General features: G+C 55.2%; 18 protein-coding genes and 1 tRNA gene. 8 read left to right on the forward strand and 11 right to left on the reverse strand.

Annotated elements, in window-relative coordinates; translation table 11 throughout:
• Nucleotides 1-17 precede the first annotated feature (17 nt).
• Both ABJI30_RS01815 and ABJI30_RS01820 read right to left on the reverse strand, forming a co-directional pair.
• Nucleotides 18-1,214: an ABC transporter permease gene (locus tag ABJI30_RS01815; RefSeq protein ID WP_348015186.1), complete on the reverse strand. Its 1,197-nt coding sequence runs from the start codon at nt 1,212-1,214 to the stop codon at nt 18-20.
• The gene (locus tag ABJI30_RS01820; RefSeq protein ID WP_348015187.1) at nt 1,211-2,173 is read right to left on the reverse strand and encodes an ATP-binding cassette domain-containing protein; all 963 of its coding nucleotides are present in this window, start codon (nt 2,171-2,173) and stop codon (nt 1,211-1,213) included. Before ABJI30_RS01820 ends, ABJI30_RS01815 begins: the two co-directional genes overlap by 4 nt.
• A gap of 44 nt (nt 2,174-2,217) precedes the next feature.
• Between ABJI30_RS01820 and queG the strand changes: the two genes are divergently transcribed.
• A complete protein-coding gene (gene queG, locus ABJI30_RS01825; protein ID WP_348015188.1) occupies nt 2,218-3,342 on the forward strand; it encodes a tRNA epoxyqueuosine(34) reductase QueG in 1,125 nt (374 codons plus the stop codon).
• On the opposite strand, the gene ABJI30_RS01830 is transcribed toward queG, so the two are convergent.
• Both ABJI30_RS01830 and ABJI30_RS01835 read right to left on the reverse strand, forming a co-directional pair.
• Nucleotides 3,339-3,569: a hypothetical protein gene (locus ABJI30_RS01830; protein ID WP_348015189.1), complete on the reverse strand. Its 231-nt coding sequence runs from the start codon at nt 3,567-3,569 to the stop codon at nt 3,339-3,341. The two genes, queG and ABJI30_RS01830, sit on opposite strands and share 4 nt — an antisense overlap.
• 131 nt (nt 3,570-3,700) lie before the next feature.
• Complete coding sequence (locus tag ABJI30_RS01835) at nt 3,701-4,393, reverse strand: EI24 domain-containing protein (protein WP_348015190.1); 693 nt, start codon at nt 4,391-4,393, stop codon at nt 3,701-3,703.
• A 108-nt stretch (nt 4,394-4,501) separates the two neighbouring features.
• Between ABJI30_RS01835 and ABJI30_RS01840 the strand changes: the two genes are divergently transcribed.
• Nucleotides 4,502-5,500, forward strand: a complete 999-nt coding sequence (locus ABJI30_RS01840; protein ID WP_348015191.1) for an adenosine kinase — start codon at nt 4,502-4,504, stop codon at nt 5,498-5,500.
• 16 nt (nt 5,501-5,516) lie between these two features.
• Here the strand turns inward: ABJI30_RS01840 and ABJI30_RS01845 are convergent, their stop codons facing one another.
• From ABJI30_RS01845 to tsaD, 3 genes are all read right to left on the reverse strand, one after another.
• The gene (locus ABJI30_RS01845; protein WP_348015226.1) at nt 5,517-6,974 is read right to left on the reverse strand and encodes a lipopolysaccharide biosynthesis protein; all 1,458 of its coding nucleotides are present in this window, start codon (nt 6,972-6,974) and stop codon (nt 5,517-5,519) included.
• 190 nt (nt 6,975-7,164) lie between these two features.
• Nucleotides 7,165-8,154: an NAD(P)H-dependent glycerol-3-phosphate dehydrogenase gene (locus tag ABJI30_RS01850; protein ID WP_348015192.1), complete on the reverse strand. Its 990-nt coding sequence runs from the start codon at nt 8,152-8,154 to the stop codon at nt 7,165-7,167.
• On the reverse strand, nt 8,151-9,185 hold the full coding sequence (gene tsaD / locus ABJI30_RS01855) for a tRNA (adenosine(37)-N6)-threonylcarbamoyltransferase complex transferase subunit TsaD (RefSeq protein WP_348015193.1): 1,035 nt from the start codon (nt 9,183-9,185) through the stop codon (nt 8,151-8,153). The genes ABJI30_RS01850 and tsaD overlap by 4 nt, the downstream gene beginning before the upstream one ends.
• 41 nt (nt 9,186-9,226) lie before the next feature.
• On the opposite strand from tsaD, the gene hemC reads away from it, so the two are divergent.
• From hemC to ABJI30_RS01870, 3 genes are read left to right on the forward strand one after another with little or no spacing between them, the layout of a single operon-like run.
• The gene (gene hemC, locus ABJI30_RS01860; protein ID WP_348015194.1) at nt 9,227-10,186 is read left to right on the forward strand and encodes a hydroxymethylbilane synthase; all 960 of its coding nucleotides are present in this window, start codon (nt 9,227-9,229) and stop codon (nt 10,184-10,186) included.
• The gene (locus tag ABJI30_RS01865; protein WP_348015195.1) at nt 10,183-10,881 is read left to right on the forward strand and encodes a uroporphyrinogen-III synthase; all 699 of its coding nucleotides are present in this window, start codon (nt 10,183-10,185) and stop codon (nt 10,879-10,881) included. Before hemC ends, ABJI30_RS01865 begins: the two co-directional genes overlap by 4 nt.
• Nucleotides 10,882-10,921: 40 nt before the next feature.
• Nucleotides 10,922-11,896, forward strand: a complete 975-nt coding sequence (locus ABJI30_RS01870) for a mitofilin family membrane protein (protein ID WP_348015196.1) — start codon at nt 10,922-10,924, stop codon at nt 11,894-11,896.
• A gap of 6 nt (nt 11,897-11,902) precedes the next feature.
• Here ABJI30_RS01870 and ABJI30_RS01875 read toward each other — a convergent pair whose 3' ends face one another.
• Nucleotides 11,903-12,301, reverse strand: a complete 399-nt coding sequence (locus ABJI30_RS01875; protein WP_348015197.1) for a thioesterase family protein — start codon at nt 12,299-12,301, stop codon at nt 11,903-11,905.
• Complete coding sequence (locus tag ABJI30_RS01880; protein WP_348015198.1) at nt 12,298-14,373, reverse strand: S9 family peptidase; 2,076 nt, start codon at nt 14,371-14,373, stop codon at nt 12,298-12,300. The genes ABJI30_RS01875 and ABJI30_RS01880 overlap by 4 nt, the downstream gene beginning before the upstream one ends.
• Before the next feature lie 194 nt (nt 14,374-14,567).
• Between ABJI30_RS01880 and ABJI30_RS01885 the strand changes: the two genes are divergently transcribed.
• Together ABJI30_RS01885 and ABJI30_RS01890 are read left to right on the forward strand one after the other, a co-directional pair.
• Nucleotides 14,568-16,352 (forward strand): aminopeptidase P family protein, encoded by a 1,785-nt coding sequence (locus ABJI30_RS01885; protein ID WP_348015227.1) that lies wholly within the window; start codon nt 14,568-14,570, stop codon nt 16,350-16,352.
• 10 nt (nt 16,353-16,362) lie between these two features.
• Nucleotides 16,363-16,845: a thioesterase family protein gene (locus ABJI30_RS01890; protein WP_348015199.1), complete on the forward strand. Its 483-nt coding sequence runs from the start codon at nt 16,363-16,365 to the stop codon at nt 16,843-16,845.
• On the opposite strand, the gene ABJI30_RS01895 is transcribed toward ABJI30_RS01890, so the two are convergent.
• Complete coding sequence (locus ABJI30_RS01895; protein ID WP_348033096.1) at nt 16,842-17,042, reverse strand: hypothetical protein; 201 nt, start codon at nt 17,040-17,042, stop codon at nt 16,842-16,844. The two genes, ABJI30_RS01890 and ABJI30_RS01895, sit on opposite strands and share 4 nt — an antisense overlap.
• A 63-nt stretch (nt 17,043-17,105) precedes the next feature.
• Between ABJI30_RS01895 and ABJI30_RS01900 the strand changes: the two genes are divergently transcribed.
• Nucleotides 17,106-17,180: transfer RNA gene (locus ABJI30_RS01900), tRNA-Thr, on the forward strand.
• 424 nt (nt 17,181-17,604) lie between these two features.
• Here the strand turns inward: ABJI30_RS01900 and manD are convergent.
• Nucleotides 17,605-18,825: a D-mannonate dehydratase ManD gene (manD, locus tag ABJI30_RS01905; RefSeq protein WP_348015201.1), complete on the reverse strand. Its 1,221-nt coding sequence runs from the start codon at nt 18,823-18,825 to the stop codon at nt 17,605-17,607.
• Nucleotides 18,826-18,848: the final 23 nt, after the last annotated feature.

The raw sequence follows: 18,848 nt of genomic DNA on the forward strand, positions 1-18,848 counted from the left end.
GTTTGTCTGGTGCGATTTTAGCGACGGAAACGAGCCAACAGGCTCCGTTTTCGACCGCTGTTACCTGACTTCATCACATTGCGACGGAACAGCATCACGCTGAACCGGATGATGATCAAAGTGAACATCCCCTGCCAGAGCAGCGCCAGCCCATGCTGCCAGACATTATCCATCTGAGCAGCCCGCGCGATCATCGCAAAAGGAGAGCTAAACGGGAAGATGGTCGCAAACCATTCGATGGGCTCGCCCAGCTTGGTGATCGAAGAGAAGGCGATGAAGAACACCAGCAGCTGTCCCATTGTGACCGGCATCGAAAGCGTTTGCACTTCCCGAACCGTAGTCGCCATCGCGCCAATCCCAAGAAACAGGGATCCAAGGAGTAAATAAGCCATCGAGAAATAGAAGATCATCAATATTCCGAACAAGGGCCATCCAACCGCGGGAACCGGAAGGTTGGACAATTGCCCGCCGAGAGACCAGATCGCAATGAATCCGAGGCTGGCCCAGACGGTTATTCCGACCAGCGCCATTGCGAGCATCGCAAAAAGTTTCCCGAGGAAAATCGCGTCCATGGGAATAGCAGCAGCAAGGATTTCAATAATCTTGTTGGTTTTCTCCTCGACCAGATTGGACAGGACCATGCCGGCGAGGATCATCGTCAGCAGAATCAAAATGGCTTGCCCGCCCTGAGCTGTAATCAGGCGGTCACGTTTGGTTGCACCGCCCGTTGAGGTGACGATATCGAGTTCGACATCAACAGGAGTGGGCCTGGCTTGTGCCATCTGCACAAGCAAACCGATGCGGCCCTTCCACCGGTTGAGGTCGCCGGGCGGGCCCGTAATTCTTGGATTGTCGAGCGTGCCGGAAATGATCAGTGTCAACGGCTTGTCAGCAGCATCGTTTAGCCGACTGGCAAAGTCTGTATCGGCAGGATTTTCATCCGGCAATTGTACAAGATTTGCAAAATCACCCAGACTTTTGCTCAAGCCAATATGTGCTGCGACCAATTGCCGCGATTCTTCGGTGGACATTGCCACCCCAAAATCGGGGCGGCCAATATCCTGATTAACCTGTTTTCCCAATCCGCCCGCAGCAATGGCGACCAGCACCGGGAAAAGCGGACCGAGCAGGAAAAAGAAGAATGACTTTGAAAAAATGATCGCTGTGAAATCGCGGCGAGCAATAACGAAGGCGGCGCGTATAGTTTCCATCATGCCGCATCTCCCGCGCTGTCTCGAGCCGCATCTTCTTCCATCTTTTTTGCAACAGCTTCGCCAGCGATTGAAACAAAGGCATCATGCAATCCAGGCCGCTCGATCGAAAGGGACTCAATGCCGGCATTGCCTTCCACCAGTGCGCGCAGCAGAGGTTCAACGCCATTTACCGGCAGCGTGAAATGCCAGTTATGCCCCAGTGGCTCGCAATCCTCGGGAATAGCCGAGCGCCAGGGCCCATCGAGATTACGTGTTTCGAGATGAACCTGGGGGCGTAATCGGTCGCGTGCGGTGGATACTTTTCCGGTAAACGGAATCTTGCCATGGGCAATAATGGCGATTTCTTCACAAAGTCGTTCTGCATGGGCAATCACATGGGTCGAAAAAATCACCGTGACCCCTTTGTCAGCCTGAGCCCGGATCAGGCGTTCCAGCTTGCCCTGGTTGAGGGCGTCCAGTCCGGAAAATGGTTCGTCGAGGATGATCAGATCAGGCTCGTGCACAATCGTGCCAAGCAGTTGCACGGTCTGGGCCATGCCTTTGGACAATTGCCGGATTTGTTTGTCGATGGCATCACCAAGCCCATGGTTCTCCATCATCTCGCGCCCGCGTTCCCGGCCGATTGCCAAGGGCAGACCCCTGAGTGCACCCATGAACGCAATCGCGTCATAGGCCTTCATTGACTGGTATAATCCCCGTTCTTCGGGCAGGTAGCCGACTTGATGGGCCTTGCTGATGGGATCGCTTGAACCCAGCAGATATCGTTCGCCTTCATCCGGATCGATAATTCCAAGCAACATCCTTAGGGTCGTGGTCTTGCCGGCACCGTTCGGGCCCAAAATTCCGAATATGCTGCCTTTACGGATGTTCAGATCAATACCGTCAACCGCAATGTCACCGTCAAAGCGTTTGACGATATTGCGGGCTTCGATCGCGTTTTCCTGGGCAATAAAAGTCATTTACGGCTTTCATATAGGGGCTGACTGTCTGATAGTGTGCACATATGGCGAATGACAAGTTAAGATTGACCGAAGAGCTTGAAAAAAAGGCGTTGGGCGAGGGTTTCGCCGCTTTTGGAATTGCGCCTGCCGATCAGGCTCCGGAAACTGCGGAACGCTTGCAGAACTGGCTTCGTAGCGGTGGTCACGGTGATATGATCTGGATGGAAGAGCGCTCCCGCCAGCGCGGACAACCCAAAGAGCTTTGGCCAGACGTGCGTTCTGTGATCATGCTGGGCATGAGTTACGCCCCGAAAACAGACCCGTTCGCGCTGGAAAAAGTAACTGACCATGGCCGGATATCGGTCTACGCGCAGGGCAAGGATTATCATGACGTCGTCAAGAAGGCGTTGAAGCGAACGGCGCGTTGGCTGGTTGAGCAGGCGGACTGCGAGGTCAAGGTGTTTGTCGATACGGCTCCGGTTATGGAAAAACCATTGGCCGCTGCGGCAGGTCTGGGTTGGCAGGGCAAACATACCAATGTTGTCAGCCGGGACCACGGCAGCTGGCTGTTTCTTGGTGCGATCTACACGACACTGGATCTGGAACTGTCACCAGCCGGACAGGATCGCTGCGGGAGCTGTTCTGCCTGTCAGGACATTTGTCCGACCAACGCATTCCCGGCACCCTACCAGCTTGATGCCAAAGCCTGCATTTCCTATCTCACAATCGAGAATAAAGGCCCGATCCCGAAACAATATCGCAAAGCGATGGGCAATCACATCTATGGATGTGATGATTGCCTGGCAGTTTGTCCCTGGAACAAATTTGCCGTCGCATCCGCTGCTCAAAAAGCCTTTCTGCCACGCGCGGAACTGGCCGCACCGGCGCTTGCGGATTTGCTGGCGATGGATGACAACGCCTTTCGCAAGATATTTTCTGGCTCACCGATAAAACGATCCGGTCGGAACCGGATGGTGCGCAACGCGCTGATCGGGGCGGGGAATAGCGCGGATCAGTCGCTGCTGTCGGCTGTGATCAAGCTGCTGAATGATGACGAGCCGATTGTACGCGGCGCCGCAATATGGGCGTTGGCCGAATTGGACCATGACAGATTTGAACATGAAAAGAGCCGCCGTCAGATTGAAGAAACCGAGGCTTCAGTACTGGTGGAATGGGAGAGCTGCTAACGAACGCGCAGCGCGTTGACGCAAGACACCCGGTCGACAATCGCTCCATCACTTCGCCTTGCATCGATATGTGTCACGCGACCTTCGCCGCCATTGGCCGGTGGATAGAGATAGGCGTCCAATATACAGGCGCCGCTGGAAAACTGTAATTTTCGGGCAGGGGGTTCCGAGAGGTCGGCTTGCGGATTGCCGAACAACCGGGTCAGCTGCCGGGCTGTTTTTCCCATCACCAATTCCAATCCCTGGACGTTATTCAGGGGAGAATCAGAAGGGGTGGGAAGCGCCGGAGCACTGGGAACTGCTGTGGATACACAGGCGGCAAGCGCCGGTAAAACAAGTAAGATGGATAGCTTGCGGATCATGTCTCGGGGCTTTCATCGCGCTTCGTATGTACCAGGTGGGTAGCCATAGCGGCTCCCAGTATTGGCGCAAGAAAATTGACGAACGGAATGGCCAGCAAGATAGCGGTGATCAAACCCAGACCAAATCGCGGGAATTTGGACAACGTCCACTCGTCCGCGTCAGTGCCTTGATCAGCCGCGTGGCGGACAACAATCATATCCTGCAAATCGCGTCCGATCAGCAACGCGTTGACCGCGAAAAACGCGGCCGGTGTTCCGACCGCTGTGAACAGCAATAACACATAAATCGGTAGCGCCAGAATATTGTAGCCAATCGCTCTGCCAACCGAGGCCAGCCCCATTTTTACGCCCACGATATGACCCGGCTGGCGTGCTTGCGCTGCGCGCTCGGGATAGTGTTTTGCCTCGACGGCATCGACAATTTCGTCGGAAAAAATGTTGAGGACAAACATGGCAATGACCCGAAACAGGAAAACTGCAGCAAATATCGCAATCAATACGGCAGTCGCAGCTGCCGCAAACCCGCCACCCTCCAGTTCAAAATAGGAAAATAACCCGGTCAGCCCAAAAAAGACGGCAATCCCGAAAATCACCAGTAGCAGCAGGGTAATCAAGATGACCTTGAGCAGCAGCACGAGGATGGGACGGTCGGTCAATTGACCCAAGGAGAGCAGCAGCGCGTTGATCATGGCCGGGTCATGTCATGCTTTGATGCTGCTGGTCAATTCTGCTTGAAGCGTTGGTGAGTTGTGACTATCGGACGGCGCTTGCATAGCTGAACAGCCAAAGGATCTGAAATGACCACCGAAGCCCGCTACGATATTGTTGCCGTAGGTAATGCCATTGTCGATGTTATCGCGCAGGCCGATGACAGTTTTCTCGAAGAAGAGCAGCTCGCCAAAGGTGCGATGACCCTGATTGATGCAGAGCGCGCAACCGAACTCTATCGTGATATGGGTCCGGCACGAGAAATCAGCGGTGGCTCGGGATCAAACACTCTTGCTGGGGCATCCACTCTTGGCCGCCAGTGCGCGCTGATTGCGCAGGTCGCGGACGATCAGCTGGGTGAGGTGTTTACCCATGATATCCGTGCAACGGGAATTGATTTTGACGTACCCCCACTCGGCAAGGAACCGCCGACTGCACGCTGTCTGATTTTTGTGACACCGGATGCCCAGCGCACGATGAACACGTTTCTAGGGGCCTCACAATTTTTGCCGCCGTCGTCCGTTGATGCTGATCTGATCGCCAGCGGCGCAATACTATATCTCGAAGGTTATCTCTGGGATGCCGACGAACCCAAAGCGGCGATGGCACTGGCGATGGACATTGCCCGGAAAAATGGACGCAAAGTGGCGTTCACCCTGTCTGATGGCTTCTGCATCATGCGACACAGGGACGAATTTGCGAAGCTCATCGCAGATGGCAAGATTGATATTCTGTTTTCCAATGAAGATGAAATCATGTCGCTATGCGAAACCGATGATTTTGACGGAGCGGTAGAACAGACCGCAGCACAAGTCGAAACTCTGGTAGTGACCCGGAGTGAAAAAGGCGCAATTGCCGTGCAAGATGGTCAGCGGGTCTCGGTTGCCGCAGAGCCGGTGGACAAGATCGTTGACACCACAGGCGCCGGTGACCTGTTCGCAGCGGGCTTCCTGAGCGGTTATACCGAAGGTCGATCGGTGGAAGACAGCCTGACAATTGGCGCAATTGCGGCGGCTGAGGTGATTTCCCACTACGGCGCGCGACCCGAGGCAGACATTCGCGCGATGGTTGAGGAGCGCCTGGGCTAATTGAGGTTGGTTCGGGCTAGCTCTTCATCTTGAACAGTTTCCGGTCCTCGGGCCCGAAGCCCCATTTCCAGATTACGAATGCATAGCTGCCCAGGATCATTGGAATTCCTATGATCAACTCCGCCCATTCCGGCAGGAATGTTGCGAGATAGCCAACTGCAGTTCCGACAATGATTGCCAGTATCAGTGACCAGCGCCAACCGTTGACCTTTGCTTCCAGCAATCGCGACAGGAACATCGCTTTCACCACCGATGCATAGGCCAGCGCAACCATCAGCGCAGCAGCGACAGCCGCGGCCTGAAAGAGCGGGCTCCACCCGAGGCGGAGACAAATCTGGATAAAGGCGACGCTGAGTCCGGCTTGCAAAAGAAGCATCGACAGCGAGATCAGCAAATTGCGATGCCGGGCGATGTAGACCAGTGCGGATTCGCTGACCACTGCGGTGGCGGCAACGGCTTCAGCGGCCAGCAGGAAGGCGAGCGCACCGGTACCACCAACGAAATTCGGCCCGACCAGGCCCATGACGGCTTCCCCGGGTATTGCCAGCGCCAGAGCAATGCCGACCTGTGCCGCGATAATCCAGAATCCAACCTGACTGACCTGGGCTGCAATGCCCTTGAGGTTGCCGGCCTCGAGATTGCGGGTGATGACCGGGCCAAGGATCGGATCAAAACTGGTTTTGAGTTTTTGCGGCAGGCTCGCGACTTGCTGCGCAACGTAATAGATACCGACAATGGCAGGAGAAGCGAATAGCCCCAGTATCGCGAGATCCAGGCGCCGCGATCCCCATTCCGCTGCATCGGCCGCCGCAAGAGGCATGTTTCGGCGCGCGATATTCGCGAGTGCGAGCGGCTTGGGACGCCAGCCCCAAGGCAGACCATAGCTTCTGAAAAGCGGCCAGAGCGAAGCGATCAACGCCGCCACCATCGAAACGACGTAGGAAATAATCAGGCCGTCTCGCAGCGAAAAGAACGGCATGAGCGGCCATGCGAACAGCACGGCGACAATGCTGATCGTCCAGGGTTCAATGATGGATCGTGCACGAACAGTCGAAGCGATGTCATAGCGGTAGGCGAGGGCCGCCAGCGCGATATCAGCGCCCGCGATGGTGAATATCACGACCGGAAGAAACCGGTCAAACCCGTTGATCTCGCTATTGGGAAACATGATCTGCGGAAAGGCGATCAGAAATAACGCAGCGACGGCAGATGCAAAGAAACTGACCAGCATGCCATCCCAGACAACATGCACATGCGGCCGTTTCGTGCGGCTGAGCTGCTCGGCCAGTCCGCGTTTCATACCCAGCGTGGCCAGTTGGGCGGCAAATTCAATCACTAATATCGCATAGGCAAAGCGTCCCAGCGCTTCCGCACCATACATCCGGCCCGCAACAAACAAAAAAGGCAGGCGCGCAGCCAGCCGCAGCAGAAAACCGAAAATATTGGTTCGTCCGCCTTTGGCAAGTGCGGCAATATCCTCCTGACCTTCGGCACTCTCTGCAGGAGGGCCGGATGAAGCATTGCCGGTAGATCCCGAGGCTTCAGGGCTGTTCAAAAGGATGTTCTCCGGCCGTATTCGACGTTGATTGAATAATGCCCACCCGCTTAGCCGAGCCGGTCTCGCTTGTCATCTTTTGGGATATTCCGCTGGTATCGGTTCGCAATTAGCGCTGTTCGGCAACCAACGGGCGGCTCATCAGCTTCTCAACCACCATTTTTGTATCAGCTTCGCCGGAAAGAAGGCTGCAAACGGCCTTTACGATGGGCATCTCAATCCCACGCATCTCTGCATCCTGCTGCAACACCGGTGCTGTAAAAGCGCCTTCGGCAACGGTCGACCGATCGGCCATCAAAAATTCTGCAGTGGCCCCGGCTCCAAGTCCTTTGCCAAGTGCATAGTTTCGGGAACTGGTTGATGAACAAGTCAGCACAAGGTCACCCAGACCGCACAGTCCACCCAGTGTCTCCTGCCTTGCACCGCGGGCTGCGCCATAGCGCAACATTTCCGCAAACCCCCGCCCAATCAAAGATGCACGGGCATTTTGCCCAAGACCCGCACCGTCCACCACACCGCAACCAATGGCGAGAACATTTTTCACCGCCCCGCCGATTTCAGCACCAATAATGTCATCCGAGTAATAGGGACGGAAGCTGGGTTTTGCGATGATCGGATAGAGCTGATCCCACAGCCTGCGATCGTCACAGGCTAGAGTAAGGGCTGTTGGCAATCCTTGCGCGACTTCGTGCGCAAATGTAGGTCCTGACAGGACCGCCAGCGGATTATCTGGACAAATTTCGCGCGCCACTTCACTCATCAGCAATCTTGAATCTGCTTCGATACCTTTGCTGCAGAGGATAAGAGCGGCACCTGAAGTGGGTAGGGCTTCCAGACTGTTTCGCAGATGCTGTGCAGGTGTCACCAGAAGAATGGCATCGCAATGTGCCAGATCGCCGATTTCCGTGGTTGCAGTTATATTGTTCCGGAGCTGGTAGCCGGCCAGAAAACTCAGATTCTCGCGCTGATCATTTACTTGATCCACAACTTCGGGTTCGCGTGCCCAGAGCAATAATTCATCCTGTCCTGCAGACAGAACTTGTGCCAGCGCAGTTCCCCACGCTCCGGCACCGACAACTCCGACACGCGCTCCGGTCATGCCTTCACTCCCGCGCCGCGCGCTTTTGCGGCATCCGGATCGAGCGGCCAGCGCGGACGTGCGGCAAAGTCCAGCGAATCAGTCAAGCCGGTGGCAAACCGCTCTGCACCTGCCCATCCAATCATTGCGGCGTTATCTGTGCACAGCCATAGCGGCGGCGCCGTAAATTTCATGCCATGCTTTTCTGCCATTTGTTCCAGCATCTCGCGAATAGGCTGGTTTGCTGCAACGCCGCCTGCAACGACGAGATGCGGTACGGGATCATGCTCTGCAATGGCCTTCTCCAGACGATCTTCGAGGCAATCGACAACCGCTTGCTGAAACGCTGCTGCGATGTCCTCATCCTTGTGGATACCCTCTTCGTGCGCGCGCACCACGGCGCTTTTGAGTCCGGCAAAGGAAAAATGGGGTTCTGCAGAACCCTTGAGCGGACGCGGCAGCGGGACGGCTTGCGGATCGCCGGTCTGCGCCAGCGTTTCGACTTTGGGACCGCCGGGATATCCGAGTCCCAGGATTTTGGCCGTTTTGTCGAAAGCTTCGCCGGCAGCATCATCGATCGTGGTGGCCAGACGGCGATAATCGTTCACTCCCTCAACCCGCAATATCTGGCAATGCCCGCCTGATGCCAAAAGCAGCAGATAGGGAAACTCCAGTTCCGGATTGGCGAGGCGGGGAGAAAGCGCATGTCCTTCCAGATGATTGACGGCGATCAGGGGTTTGTCCAGTGCCATGGCCAATGCCTTGCCGGTGACCAATCCCACCATCACTCCGCCGATCAGTCCGGGCCCGGCTGTAGCCGCTACAGCATCGACAGAGTTCAACGAAATTCCTGCCTCTGAGAGCGCGTTACCAATGAGCGATGTCAGTATTTCGGCATGTGCCCGTGCTGCAATCTCGGGAACAACCCCGCCAAACGGGGCATGGGCTGCTTCCTGACCTGCCAGCGCGTGCGCCATTATCTGACGATCAGACGTGACCAGCGCGGCTGCGGTTTCGTCACAGCTTGATTCGATGCCTAAAATGATGCTCATGACGCGTTTACTTACGCGCTGAAGTGATTAGGACAAGGTCTATGACGACGAAAGTTGACCAAAAAACTGAAATTCGTGTGGGAATAGATCGTCCATTGCGGCTGGGAACCCGACAATCTCCGCTTGCTTTGGTGCAGGCTGAAATGGCAGCGAAAGCGATTGTTGATGCGCAGGGATGGCATGCGGAGCAAGTCGAACTGGTGCCGATGATCGCCAGCGGCGATAAAATACTCGATCGTGCACTGGCGGACGCCGGCGGCAAGGCTCTTTGGACAAAGGAACTTGATCGCGCGTTGTTTTCCGGCGAGATTGATTGTGCTGTTCACAGCATGAAGGACGTGGAAACGATCCGTCCAGAGGAATTTGTGATCGCCGCGATGCTGGAGCGAGCGGATATTCATGATCGCCTGATTGGCGCCGAGAGTATTGCGGCGCTCCCGGATCGCGCAATTGTGGGAACGGCTTCACCGCGGCGCAAGGCCCAGCTGCTGCGCCTGCGTGCTGATCTCGATATTCGGCTGATCCGGGGCAATGTCCAGACACGGTTGGGAAAGATTGAATCGGGTGAATTTGCTGCGACATTGCTGGCTGCGGCGGGTCTCGACCGGCTGGAGATGGAAAACATCGGTCACGAAATATCAAACGAAATAATGCTTCCCGCACCGGCACAAGGCGCAATCGGGATAGAAACATTATGTGAGGCCCAATCCATTCGTGCACTTCTGGCCACAATATCCTCCGAACCTACCTTTCGGGCGGTCATGGCAGAACGCGCATTTCTGGCGGAGCTGGCTGCCGACTGCCACAGTCCTGTTGCTGCTAGTGCTGCCGTGACCGGAGACAGGGTAAATCTGCGCGGTGAGATATTGCTGCCGGACGGGAGTGAACATGTTTCCGACAAAGCCGAGTTTGATAGCGATGATGGAAAGGCACCCGGACAACTCGCGCGCAGCCTGCTGGATCGCGCCAGCGCAGAGCTGAAAGCTGTTTTCGGCCAGTGAGCCCGAAGCTGAATCTGCCACTGCTAATCCTGCGCCCGGAGATTGGCGCCAGCCGGACTGCGGAGAAAGCGCGACTGCTGGGGCTGACGCCTGTCCTTGATCCGCTATTTGTCATCGAGCCGATGGGGTGGGATGCTCCCGCTGCTTCTGAATTTGACGCCCTCATGCTTACCAGCGTCAATGCCATCAGATTTGCCGGCCCGGCGCTGGCGGCATATGCCTGCCTTCCGGTTTTGGCCGTCGGCAAGAAAACGGCAGATGCCGCGCGTGCTGCCGGATTTTGTGTTGATCTGACCGGTTCGGGCGGTGCCCTGGAATTGCTGTCAGCCCTGCCGCCGGGTCAATATCGTGACATCCTGCATCTGACCGGCAAGGACCATATCACCATCGCAGCAAAGGATCGGTTCATCGATTGCCAAGCTGTTTACAATGCACGCGCACTTTTTCTGGGAGAAGCGGCACAGACCGCGCTGTCCGGGGGATGTGTCGTAATGGTTCATTCTGCCCGGGCCGCCCGGACGCTGGAGCAGGAAATGGCCCGACTGGCATTGAAACCGGGCCAAACCCGCATTGCGGCTTTATCAGACAATATCGCCAATGCGCTGGAAAAGCAGTGGAAGGCTGTCCATGTCGCGGATGAACCCACGGACGATGCTTTACTGTCTCTTGCCGCATCTCTATGCTCGAAAGGATGACTGCTGGCATGCGCATGCCTGACCAGCCAAAGGAGATGGAATGAGCCGGGACTATGAAAATTTGAGGTCGTCGGGCGGAAAAAGCAATCTGACCCGGAACGTGCTTGTCTTGATGATTGTCGCGTTTATCGGTGGTGCCATTCTGACGGGATGGATTATTTCCCGCTACAATCCGTTTGGTAGCTCTGCTGACACCGCGGTTACCGAAAATACAGGTGCACCGGTGGTGGAAGTCAAAAATGATCCTGCAGCCGCGCTTGCCAAACGGATTGATGCGGATGGCACGGTTCTGCCCGCTCCGGCGCAAGTCAAAACAACCGAACCCGAAGCACCGGCTTTAACTCCGGATATTGAACGGGCCCTCGCCGTACGTGTGGCCGATCTGGAAGACCGGTTATCCCGAATTAACGTTCAGGCCCAGGCGGCCTCTGGCAATGCTGCGCGCGCTGAGGGATTGCTGATCGCATTTGCTGCCCGCCGGGCGCTCGATCGCGGCTCCCCACTGGGTTATATTGAATCGCAGCTACGTCTGCGATTTGGTGATGCACAGCCAAAGGCAGTGACGACCATCGTCAATGCCTCGCGTGAACCCGTAACGCTGGAAGAGCTCGCGGCAGGGCTGGATGATATTGGCCCGACGTTGACCAGTGGATCCAGTGGCGAAGGTTTCTGGACCGATGTGCAAAGAGAGCTTTCCGAGCTATTCGTCATTCGCCGGGAAGGGACGCCGTCACCGGCACCGCAGCAAAGGCTGTTGCGCGCCGAGAGATACGTGGAAAATGGTAATGTCGATGCCGCTATTGCCGAAATCGACCGGTTGCCGGGCGACGTGGAGAATAGTGAAGAAGCCAGCGGGTGGATGGAAAGCGCGCGGCGATATAATGAAGCCCGGCGTGCACTTGATGTTATTGAGACAGCAGCGATTCTCGAACCGCAGCAATTGCGCACGGCTGAGGGCGTTCGCGTCGATCAGCAGTCACCGCTGGCACCGGTAACTCCAATACCGGCTCCCTGAGCAATCCTAACTTTTTTCGAGGAATAGTGCAGCCAGATCAGGCGGAACCCGAACGGGACGACCTGAATTCCGGTCGATAATCGCCCAGTTGGTTTTGGCCTCGACCTTGATGTTCCCATCCGGACCGGTGAATCTGACATTTCTCCAGAAGCGTGCGCCTCTGGGCGGCTCCGATATCCACGTGCGCCCGGTAACCGTCTGTCCGGCTTCGACATTACCGCGATAGTCAATTTCGTGCCGGGTTACGACCCAGATATAGCGATCAATATATTCCTTCGTCGCGACTGCATTCCAATGGACAGTTGCGATGTCCTGTATCCAGCGTACCCAGACAGCATTGTTGACATGACCCAGTTCGTCAATGTCGCCTGCCCGTGCAGTGATATGGAGAAAATGCTCGTTCATTCTGACTTTTCGGCCATGCCCATTTGCCACAAAATAAAGGCAAATTCTTCAGCTACTTCTTCAACTCGGTTCCAGCGACCGGATTTGCCGCCGTGTCCTGCACCCATATTGATTTTCATAAGCAACATGTTGTTGTCGGTTTTGGTCGCGCGCAACTTGGCCGTCCACTTGGCGGGTTCCCAATAGGTGACGCGCGGGTCGTTAAGGCCGCCGGTGATCAACATCGCAGGATAATCCTGCGCGCTGACCTGGTCATAGGGGGAATAGCTGCGGATATATTCGAATGCTGCCTTGTCGGTAATTGGATTGCCCCATTCCGGCCATTCGCCAGGAGTGAGCGGCAGGCTTTCGTCCTGCATGGTGTTGAGCACATCAACAAATGGAACGTGGGCAACAACCGCGCCCCAAAGATCGGGATCACTGTTGACAACCGCCCCCATGAGCTCGCCGCCCGCAGACCCGCCTGATGCGGTGATCCGGCCTTTCGCCGTATAGCCTTTGTCGGCAAGGCCTTTGGCAACATCAACAAAATCGTTGAACGTGTTGGTGCGCTGCATCAGCTTGCCCTGCAGATACCAGTTGCGTCCCAGATCATCTCCGCCCCGGATATGGGCAATGGCATATACAAAGCCGCGATCAACAAGTGAAAGCCGCGTGGTCGAGAAGCTGGGCGGCACGGCGTACCCGTAGGCGCCATAGGCATAGAGATGCAGCGGCGCAGAGTCGTCCAGTTTTGTTCCGTTTTTGTAGACCAGCGAAACGGGAACCATTGCCCCGTCGCGGGCTTTCACCATCAGCCGCTCGGTCGTGTACTGGCTGGCATCATAGCCTGAAGGGATTTCCTGAACTTTCAGCGTGGTCAGCTTTTTGTCGGACAGTGCATAGTCGTAGATTGTGTCGGGTGTGACCATGGATTCATAACTGATCCGCAACTTGCTGCTATCATATTCCGGATTGTCATCCAGCCCGGCATTGTAGCTGGCTTCTGGAAAGGTGATACGTTCGATGCTCAACGGGTCAGCATAAGATCGGATTTCAACCTGATCGAGACCATTCTGACGTCCCTCGGTCACATAAAAATTCTTGAAGGTTGTTACGTCCGTCAGGTAAAAATCATTCGAACCCGCAATCAGCGTGTTCCATTCTCCCGGATTTTCTAGTGTCGCTGTCGCGAGCCGAAAGTTCACATGGTCGTCATTGCTCAGGATATAGAGCTTTCCGTCATGTTCCTCGACTGAATATTCGCGGCCCTTCTGGCGTGCGGAAATCAGAATTGGTTCTGCGGTGGGATTGTCGGTGGGCACCAGACGGACTTCGCTGGTTTCATTATCACCCGTCGCAATGCTGATGTATTTTTCGGAATGTGTCAGCCCGATGCCGACAGTAAACCCATCCTGCGTTTCCTTGTAGAGCTCGATATCTTTTGCGATATCCGTACCCAGCACGTGCAGCCGCGCATTGTCGGTGCGCCAGTTGGCGTTGGCGAGGCCGTATAGCAGGTTCTTGGAATCCGCAGACCAGACCAGGCTGGACAAGGTGCCCGGAATGACATCCGCCAGCATTTCTCCGGTTTCCAGATTCTTGATCCGCGCTTCAAAGCGTTCGGAGCCATCATCATCGACGGAAAAGGCCAGCAGCTTGCCGTCGTGACTAACCGCCATTGCGCCGAGCCGGAAATAGTCCTTGTCCTTGGCCAGTGTATTTTCATCCAGAATCAATTGCGCTTTGCCGCCTGAAACAGATTTCCTGTAATGCTGTTTATATTGCATGCCTTCTTCGAATCGAGTCCAGTAGATCCAGTCGCCGTCCTTCTGCGGAACCGATGAATCATCTTCCTTGATCCGGGCTTTCATTTCCTCAAACAATGTCTTCGTGAGCGCCTTTTGTCCTTCCATATTTTGCTCGAACCACTGATTCTCCGCTTGCAGATAATCAAGGACATCCTTGTCGTCGACCTCGGGATAACCCTGATCCTTGAGCCAGTGATACGGATCGCTGATCGTGTAGCCATGGCGCTCATAGCTATGGGGCCGTTGTTCGGCGACAGGCGGTTTCTCAAGTTTCTTTGTCATGGTATCTTTGGTCGTTTCGGTTTGAGCGGATACAGGAACAGCTGCTGTATGGGCAGCCAGGATTAACGACAATATAATCTGTTTCATAACACCTCACATTGGGGGGCAGGTGGCGGAAATCGGTGGCGGAAATCGTCTGAAACACCTATGTGTTTGTGGAACCGCTAATTCAAGGAGTTTTGCAGCCCATGTTGATGTCCACCTACGAAGCCAGGCTTGCTGCCCTGCGCGAACAAATGGCCAGAGATGGTCTGGATGGCTTTGTCGTGCCGATTTGTGACGAACATATGAGTGAATATGTCGGGGACTATGCCCAGCGTCTGGCCTGGTTGACCGGCTTTGGCGGTTCCGCCGGATCGGCTGTAGTTCTCAAGGACAAGGCGGCGATTTTTGTGGATGGGCGATACACTATTCAGGTGCGGGATCAGGTCGATGGCAAGCTTTACGAATATGTGGGCACTGCCGATCAAAACGTGATTGGCTGGCTGGGAGAACATGCTCCGCATGGATCCAGCATTGGCTATGACGCTTGGCTGCACACGCGGGACTGGGCCAGATCAGCAGAAGCAAAGCTGGCGAAGAAAAACGCGAAACTGGTCGCCGTGAAACACAATCCGATAGATGCGGTCTGGGAAGATCAACCGCAACCGTCACTGGCGAAGCTGGACGTTCAGCCCGACGAGTTTGCAGGCAAAACAGCAGCAGTAAAGCGCGCCGACATAGCTGCATGGTTGAAAGCGGAAGGGCTTGACGCAACCGTGATTGCCGCGCTCGATTCCGTGGCATGGGCCTTTAACATTCGCGGCAAGGATATCAGCAACACGCCGGTTCCTCGCGGCTATGCGATTGTCAAAGCAGACGGCAGCGCAGAAGTATTTGTGGCGCCGGAAAAACTGACCGACGATGTTCGTGTGCATCTGGGCAATGCGGTGGCGTTGCGCAGCTATGATGAATTTCCGAATGCTCTGACCGAATATCGGGATCAGAATATTGGGGTAGATCCGGAACGCTCGGTCGCGGCGATTTTTGCCCAGCTTGAGGACGCGGGAGCGAATATCGTCGCAAAACGCGATCCGACTGTGCTGGCCAAAGCGATCAAGAATGAAGCGGAAGTGTCCGGGCACAGAGCTGCTCAGGCCCGTGACGGCGCGGCGCTTAGCCAGTTTCTGCACTGGTTCTCGCAGGAAGCTCCGAAAGGCGGGCATGACGAACTGTCGGTCGCCGCAAAACTCGCCGAGTTCCGCGGGCAGTCCGACAAGCTCATGGATCTGTCATTCCGGACAATTTCCGGTGCGGGACCGAACGGTGCGTTGTGCCACTATAGCGTGAACGAGGAAACCAACCGCAAGATTGAGACAGGCACGCTCTATCTCGTCGACAGCGGCGGGCAATATCGTGACGGGACGACTGACGTCACCCGAACAATGGCAGTGGGTGAACCAACGGCCGAAATGATCAAACGCTATACGCAGGTATTGCAAGGTCATATCGCGCTGGCACAGGCGGTTTTCCCCAAGGGCACAACCGGTGGTCAGCTTGACATATTGGCGCGCCAATATCTCTGGGCCGATGGCGTCGATTATGCGCACGGGACCGGACATGGCGTCGGTGCCTATCTTTCGGTCCATGAAGGGCCGCAGCGGATTGCAGCCTTTGGCGGATTTGGCGAACCGCTGGTGGCCGGCATGATCTGTTCGAACGAACCAGGCTATTACAAGGATGATGCATTCGGGATCCGGATCGAAAATTTGATTCTGGTGGAAGAGCGTGATGTCCCGGGTTCCGAGCAGGATATGCTCGGGTTCGAGACTCTGACTTTCTCTCCGCTCGACCGGCGGCTGATAGATACCAGCATCCTGTCAGACAGCCAGCGCAAGTGGGTGGATGATTACCATGCCGAGGTGTTGGAAATTGTCGGTCCGCAACTGTCCGATGATCCGCTGGTCTGGCTTCAAGCCCAGTGCTCTCCTCTGATTTGACGGAAACACCATGACTGACACAAGCAACCCCCGGGATGGGTTCCGGCTGATCACATCCATACGCGTGCGCTATGCCGAAGCCGACATGCAAGGTATTGTTTTTAATGCGAACTACCTGGCTTTTGCCGATGTCGGCGTCACCGAGTATTTTCGGGAGCTGGTCGGAGCGCAAGGCAATGAAAAATCCTACAATACGTTTCTGGAACTGTTTGGCGGTGACAACTGGGTGCGCCATGCAGAAGTTGATTTTCGGGCCCCGGCAAAAGCAGATGAATTGATCGACGTGTGTCTGCGCATCACAAGATTTGGGCGGACAAGCTATTCAGTGGTCGTGAATATTGTCCGGGATGACACGTTGCTCAACGTGATCAAGCTGACCTATGTCTGGTTCGATCCTGCGACAGAGCAAGTCACGCCAGTGGCACAGAGTTTTATTGATGCGGTGACAGAATTTGAGATCATCAAACCGGAATTGGCGTCCGCGACAGTTTAGCCGTCAGATTCGCTAATCGGGGTGCCGGAGTTTAGGTCTTTGGCCTGTGCCTTGCGCCGCCTGAGATTCGCGCGAAGCTGTACCGCCAGACGCTCGGCTTTCGCGGCTTCCTTGCGCTGCTTTTCGGATCGGGATTGCGGCTTTGGCATGGCGGGCATGTGCCAGCCATCGCAGAAAAATGCAACTCCGCTTGACAAGAGCTTAACCATTTGGTCTTAGGCGCGAGGCTTGGAGCAGGCGGCTCCGGCAACGAAAACAGTGCTGCTGTAGCTCAGTGGTAGAGCGCGTCATTGGTAATGACGAGGTCGGGAGTTCAATTCTCCCTAGCAGCACCATTTCTTTCCCCGATTTCAGACATCTCCAGCGACATGAACTGGTCGCCAATTTAGTCCCTAAGTTTCCGTAACTTAGCCTCTATGATTTGTGGTAGTTGTGTCCCAGAGACCATTTGTCACCGGCCATATGACCGCAAATAGCCAGATTGTCTCCATGCCCCGAAACACTGGCACCGGATGCACTTTAGAGATTTGAGTGATTTGGGGTTTATTCGAACCCTAGAAGCGTTCGCTGGCCCGCCCAATCGAGCGGGAGGTCACCAGCGCGTAGAAGGCGTCTTCCAGTCAGATTGACCGGCTGCGATCTTGTTGAACTCAAGATTGCTGATCTGGTCCATTGAGCAGACGAGAACAATCCTTCACCAGATCAACACTCGGCCGTTGCAAAATGTACTAATGATTGTGCTACAGAATTGCGAATAAGTTAGTAATTCCACATTGTGCCGTCTTCCAGTCTCACTATGGGGTGGTAGCGGCGATCAAACGAATACTTCTTTGCTTCTTTCTCGTCGAATTCCACGCCCAGACCGGGCGCATCGCTCACATAGAACAAGCCATCTTCAACAAGGTGATCAGACGGGAACAGCGCGTCGCACTCTGGCGTACCAAGAACGAGATATTCCTGAATGCCAAAATTAGGGGCCCAGGCATTGAGATGCGCTTGTGCTGCCATTGAAATTGGCGAATGACTCGGCGCGCCGTGAAACCCGGTTCTGATATTGTGAATCGCGGCCAGTTCGACGATGCGCCTAACATGGGTAATACCGCCAGCGTAAGTGACAGAAACCCGGATGAAATCGAGTAATTCTTCTTCGATCATGTCCTTGCAGTCCCAGATCGAGTTAAACACTTCGCCAATGGCGATCGGGACGGTCGTATGTTGCCGGATGAGCCGCAATGCATATTGATCATCAGCCGGCGTCGGATCTTCCATCCAGAACAGATTGTATTTTTCGATTTCTTTGCCGAATGCCGCTGCCTCACGGGGATGCAGGCGATGATGAACGTCATGCAAAAGTTTCAGTTCCGGCCCAAACCGATTTCTCACGGCTTCAAAAACGGTTGGCATGTAGCGCAGATATTTGTCTGAATCCCAGATCTCCTGATCCGGCAACATGCCATATTCCGTGATGAAATGTTTCGTATCACCTCCTTTACCAGTCGCGTAGCCGCCCTCAGGCATACCCGGTACTCCGCATTGAAGACGAATGGCTTTATATCCCTGATCCACATAATGGGCGACAGAATCGAGCAATGCATCCAATGTCGGTCCGGTAGCGTGAGCGTAGAGCAACGCGCTGTCGCGGCTCTTACCGCCAAAGAGCTGATAGAGTGGAAGACCGGCGATTTTTCCTTTGATGTCCCAGAGTGCCAAATCAATCGCACCATAGGCCGCCATCGCGATCGGGCCTCGCCGGAAATAAGCGCCCCGATAGAAATATTGCCAGATATCTTCGCTGTTGCGCGGGTCCATCCCAATCAGGCAGGGTATAAGATATTCTCTCAGATATTCTGCCGTCAGTGTCTCACGGGTGTTTAGCGTGCCGTCGCCAATTCCGTATATTCCTGCATCCGTCATGATTTTCACGGTGACGTAGTTTTTACCCGGCCCGCCAACGAAAACTTCCGCACTTGTAATCTTCATGTTTTCCTCCAAGAGTGACTTGA

This window comes from Parasphingorhabdus sp. (genome assembly GCF_039968395.1).
Classification (GTDB): domain Bacteria; phylum Pseudomonadota; class Alphaproteobacteria; order Sphingomonadales; family Sphingomonadaceae; genus Parasphingorhabdus.

What these genes read in the sequence shown, in the direction of transcription:
- ABJI30_RS01815 (WP_348015186.1), bottom strand. Translation starts at nt 1,214, where the DNA reads ATGATGGAAACTATACGCGCCGCCTTCGTTATTGCTCGCCGCGATTTC.
- ABJI30_RS01820 (WP_348015187.1), bottom strand. Translation starts at nt 2,173, where the DNA reads ATGACTTTTATTGCCCAGGAAAACGCGATCGAAGCCCGCAATATCGTC.
- queG (WP_348015188.1), top strand. Translation starts at nt 2,218, where the DNA reads ATGGCGAATGACAAGTTAAGATTGACCGAAGAGCTTGAAAAAAAGGCG.
- ABJI30_RS01830 (WP_348015189.1), bottom strand. Translation starts at nt 3,569, where the DNA reads ATGGGAAAAACAGCCCGGCAGCTGACCCGGTTGTTCGGCAATCCGCAA.
- ABJI30_RS01835 (WP_348015190.1), bottom strand. Translation starts at nt 4,393, where the DNA reads ATGATCAACGCGCTGCTGCTCTCCTTGGGTCAATTGACCGACCGTCCC.
- ABJI30_RS01840 (WP_348015191.1), top strand. Translation starts at nt 4,502, where the DNA reads ATGACCACCGAAGCCCGCTACGATATTGTTGCCGTAGGTAATGCCATT.
- ABJI30_RS01850 (WP_348015192.1), bottom strand. Translation starts at nt 8,154, where the DNA reads ATGACCGGAGCGCGTGTCGGAGTTGTCGGTGCCGGAGCGTGGGGAACT.
- tsaD (WP_348015193.1), bottom strand. Translation starts at nt 9,185, where the DNA reads ATGAGCATCATTTTAGGCATCGAATCAAGCTGTGACGAAACCGCAGCC.
- hemC (WP_348015194.1), top strand. Translation starts at nt 9,227, where the DNA reads ATGACGACGAAAGTTGACCAAAAAACTGAAATTCGTGTGGGAATAGAT.
- ABJI30_RS01870 (WP_348015196.1), top strand. Translation starts at nt 10,922, where the DNA reads ATGAGCCGGGACTATGAAAATTTGAGGTCGTCGGGCGGAAAAAGCAAT.
- ABJI30_RS01875 (WP_348015197.1), bottom strand. Translation starts at nt 12,301, where the DNA reads ATGAACGAGCATTTTCTCCATATCACTGCACGGGCAGGCGACATTGAC.
- ABJI30_RS01880 (WP_348015198.1), bottom strand. Translation starts at nt 14,373, where the DNA reads ATGACAAAGAAACTTGAGAAACCGCCTGTCGCCGAACAACGGCCCCAT.
- ABJI30_RS01885 (WP_348015227.1), top strand. Translation starts at nt 14,568, where the DNA reads ATGTCCACCTACGAAGCCAGGCTTGCTGCCCTGCGCGAACAAATGGCC.
- ABJI30_RS01890 (WP_348015199.1), top strand. Translation starts at nt 16,363, where the DNA reads ATGACTGACACAAGCAACCCCCGGGATGGGTTCCGGCTGATCACATCC.
- manD (WP_348015201.1), bottom strand. Translation starts at nt 18,825, where the DNA reads ATGAAGATTACAAGTGCGGAAGTTTTCGTTGGCGGGCCGGGTAAAAAC.